This window comes from Botryobacter ruber, from assembly GCF_003347595.2.
Taxonomy (GTDB): domain Bacteria; phylum Bacteroidota; class Bacteroidia; order Cytophagales; family Hymenobacteraceae; genus Pontibacter; species Pontibacter ruber_A.
On sequence record NZ_QCZK02000026.1, the window covers coordinates 1 to 3,547 of the forward strand.

Consider the following 3,547-nt stretch of genomic DNA (forward strand, 5'->3'; position numbering starts at 1 on the left):
AGACACTAATATTCTCTCAGGCTCATCGCACATTGGATTGCATTTCATTCACCGCATGTACTACTAAATTTGTATTCGCACTGCACGCCAACGGTAGTATATACGTAATACCTCCAAACATACGGTTATCTGCACTATGTGCGGAGTAGGTTCCTTCCTGCTCCGGATGTTGCTTTTTTAGCACCGGAACAGCGGAATTCAGCTCGTTTGCCGAAGTGATATCCGTACAGCAAGATAAGGAAATAATTCATAAGGAGAAGTTGCCAACCATATTTTTGTTTTTGCACCGGCTCTTTTTAAGGGCAAGGGGCATACAAAGCACGGTTAACTACCATAAATAACGGTACTGCGCCTGCCTCCACACCTGCTGCCGGTGCTCAACCAGGCTTTTAGTTGCCATTTTTACTGCCGGAAAAGATTTCTGTAGCTGAAAAGACCTGCTAGCCGAAATTATTCGAATATATCCGTAAGTATCCGGATAATTCGGATATATCCGGATAATTTCGGCTAATGAAGATCAGCAAAGGCTGTGGAGGCTGCTACAGAAGCATAATTTGCTGTTTTGTTTGTAGCCAGAAATAAACCAAAGGCAGAAGCAACGGTTTTTACCCTGCAGCCCCGGCTACCACAGGCTCAGCTGCTGAAAATGCCCGCCTGCCAGCCAGTGCTTAATCACGCATGGTCCCGATCATGCTTTGGGTGTCGGCAGCGCCTTCCAGGGTAAGGTACTCCGCCTGCAGGGCCTTCACCTTCAGCAGGTCGCCTGTACTCATGTTGTCGTCGATCTGGCGTTTGCGCTCGTTTAGCTGGCCGTACACATAATCTACATAATCCCAGTCGTCCTGGGTCCAGTTCTGGCGTTTGGCCCGGACCACGCCCATAAACGTCAGGTAAGCTTCGCGTACGTTGGCAGGCGTAACGGTTTGCAGATCTTTGAACTCGCGCAGCAACTGGTCCTGCCACTGTTTTAATTTGTTGGGCTGCAGGGGCGTTTGCTGGCGGCGCTGCTGGCGGGCTTCCCAGTTGTTGTAACGGTCCTTTAGCTGCTGGTATTCGGCCCTGGACTTCTCCGAAAGACTGTCCATGCGGGCATCCAGTTCGGCCGTGCGCCGTTTAAATTCTTTCCGCATCGAGGAGGTGTCGTTCTCGATTGTGTCGTCGCCGGTGGTTCTGTCGCTCATCCACTCGCGCATATCCTCCAGGCGGTCTTCGGCGGTCTGGCCGGTTTTTATGACACGGGCCGTGTCGCCGGGCTCCGAGCCTTCTACCGCTATTTCCTTGTTTTCGGTGTTTTGGGTGCGCTCGCAGCTCCAAAGCAATAGGCAAAGGCTGGCTGCCATACCAAACATTATTTTTCGTAGTGTATTCATCGTTTCAGGGGATTTGTGCCGTTTACAGCTCTACTTACGGATAGTTAAAAAGGTTAGATACTTTCCCGCCGGTTCAGGTATTAATCCAGCCGGATGCCTTCGCCATAAGCAAACGTATTGTTTACCGTAACCGGGAGTTTGCCCCGGGGCGGAATACGTCCGAACAGGATTTTTGCCGCCGCTTCCTGTGCATGGAAGTGGGGCTGGTACGCCACCAGCAAGGCCCTGCTGTGCTGTATGCCCGGAAACTGGTTCAGGGCGTAGGCGTTGTCGAATAAAGTGACGATGGCTTTTCTGGAATTGGCCAGCTCCCGTACCAGCCCGGTGGCTGCATCCGAATAGCCAAGGTTGTTGCTGGGCCGGATGCTGGGCCCGTACAAGCCCACCAGCACCAGGTCGTAGTGGCGGAGCTTCTCTTTCAGCTTTTGGATTTCTGTTGCTTTTGCCTTCCTGGAAATGACGAAGTCGGTGGTGGTGGCATACTGCTTTACCTGTCGCTGAAAAATGGTGGGCCGCACAGCGCCAAACGAAACGGTGGCTATCTTTTGCTTGCGCCGCTGCCGGAGCGGCACCGCGCGCTTCTGGTTAACGAGCAGGGTGAGGGCTGCTTCGGCGATGGCCCGGTTCGTACTGTCGGCTGCCGGCGGGTTCAGGTCCTCGTAGAGGTTGTGCAGGTCGATGGGCTGGTACTTGTCCAGGCCAAGCCAGAGTTTTGCCGCCAGCATTTTTTTGCAGCGCCTGTCTATTTCAGCTCTCGAAATGTCGCCTTTTTTTATGGCCGCCTTGATGGCATTGATGGCCCTGGGCACACTGTTGAGACGTTCCAGCACATCGTTTCCCGCAACCAATGCCCGCGCCTCTGCTTCGCCTGGCGGAAAGTACTTCGTGACGCCCTTCATCACCATGGCATCGGTAAATACAAGTCCGTTGAAGTTCAGCTCCTCTTTCAGCAAACCGGTTACAATGGGTTTCGATAAGGTGGAAGGCAGGTTGTTGGTAGAATCGAGCCGCGGGATGTGCATGTGCGCCACCATAATGCCGCCAACGCCGTGTTTGATCAGCTCCCGGAACGGGTACAGCTCCAGCGAATCGAGCCGTTCGCGGTTAAAGGGAATGATGGGCAGGTCGTGGTGCGAATCCACATCGGTGTCGCCGTGACCGGGAAAGTGCTTGGCGGTAGCCACAATGCCATGGTCCTGCATACCGCGCATATACGCCAGGCTTTTGTCGGTTACCTCAATGGCATTTTCCCCGAAAGCACGATAACTGATGATGGGGTTGTGCGGGTTGTTGTTGATGTCGGCAACGGGCGCAAAGTTTACATGCATGCCCAGGCGCTTGAACTCATGCGCGACCTCGGCGCCCATCCGGTAAATCAGGGCATTGTCTTCAAGCGCGCCCAGCATCATCTGGAACGGGTACTGCACCGTGCTGTCGAGGCGCATGCCAATGCCGGCCTCCGCATCCATCGAAATCAGGAGCGGTACTTTGGCGGCTGCCTGGTACTGGTTGGTCAGTTTCGCCTGCCGCACAGGTCCGCCCTGGAAAAAAATGATGCCGCCCACATTGTAGTCTTCAATCAGGCGCATCACATCTGCTTCGTAAGCAGCTCCCCGGTTCGAGAAAGCTTCTATAATGATCAGCTGGGCAATGCGTTCGTCTAGGGTAAGGGTATTGAAAACAGAATCGACCCAGTCCGAACGGTGCGACAAGGCATCGACAAAGGTGTCGGGCAGTTTCGCTTTTTCCGTGAACGTAAATTCCCGTTCGGTGGCCGCCAGGCTGCTGTTGCTGGTATCGGTGCTTTCGCAGGCAATCAGGAACAACAGGGGGAGCGCCAGCAGGAGCTTTAGCTTTTTTATATAGTTAGGGTGACGTAGCAACGTAAGCATAATAAATCTTTAATAGCACAAGTACATACTTGCTTTCGGATTTTAAGTTTTGATTCAATCAGCCCGAAATTCCGGTTGTTCGTGCAGCTCTTGTAGGAACAGGAAAATTTGCTGTAACCGATAACCTTGGGTTTGATTTCATAAGCTGAGGTTACGCATAAAATACAATAGCAGGAAAAGTCCCCCTTTGAAGCTAATCTTGTAGGGAAAAAAAGGTACTATTAATCGATTTCTGCCGCAAGTTTGAGCGCAGCGGTAACTTGTGGTACTAAATAGGGCCAGTTT

At 52.5% G+C, this 3,547-nt stretch carries 2 protein-coding genes; both read right to left on the minus strand.

Translation table 11 applies throughout. The features are described 5' to 3' along the window. Positions 1–668: 668 nt before the first annotated feature. Positions 669–1,370 carry a hypothetical protein gene (locus tag DCW36_RS07770; RefSeq protein WP_240676092.1) on the minus strand — a complete coding sequence of 234 codons (702 nt, stop codon included), beginning with the start codon at positions 1,368–1,370 and terminating at the stop codon, positions 669–671. A gap of 80 nt (positions 1,371–1,450) precedes the next feature. Continuing rightward, positions 1,451–3,262 carry a glycoside hydrolase family 3 protein gene (locus tag DCW36_RS07775; RefSeq protein ID WP_114785051.1) on the minus strand — a complete coding sequence of 604 codons (1,812 nt, stop codon included), beginning with the start codon at positions 3,260–3,262 and terminating at the stop codon, positions 1,451–1,453. Between the last annotated feature and the right edge of the window lie 285 nt (positions 3,263–3,547).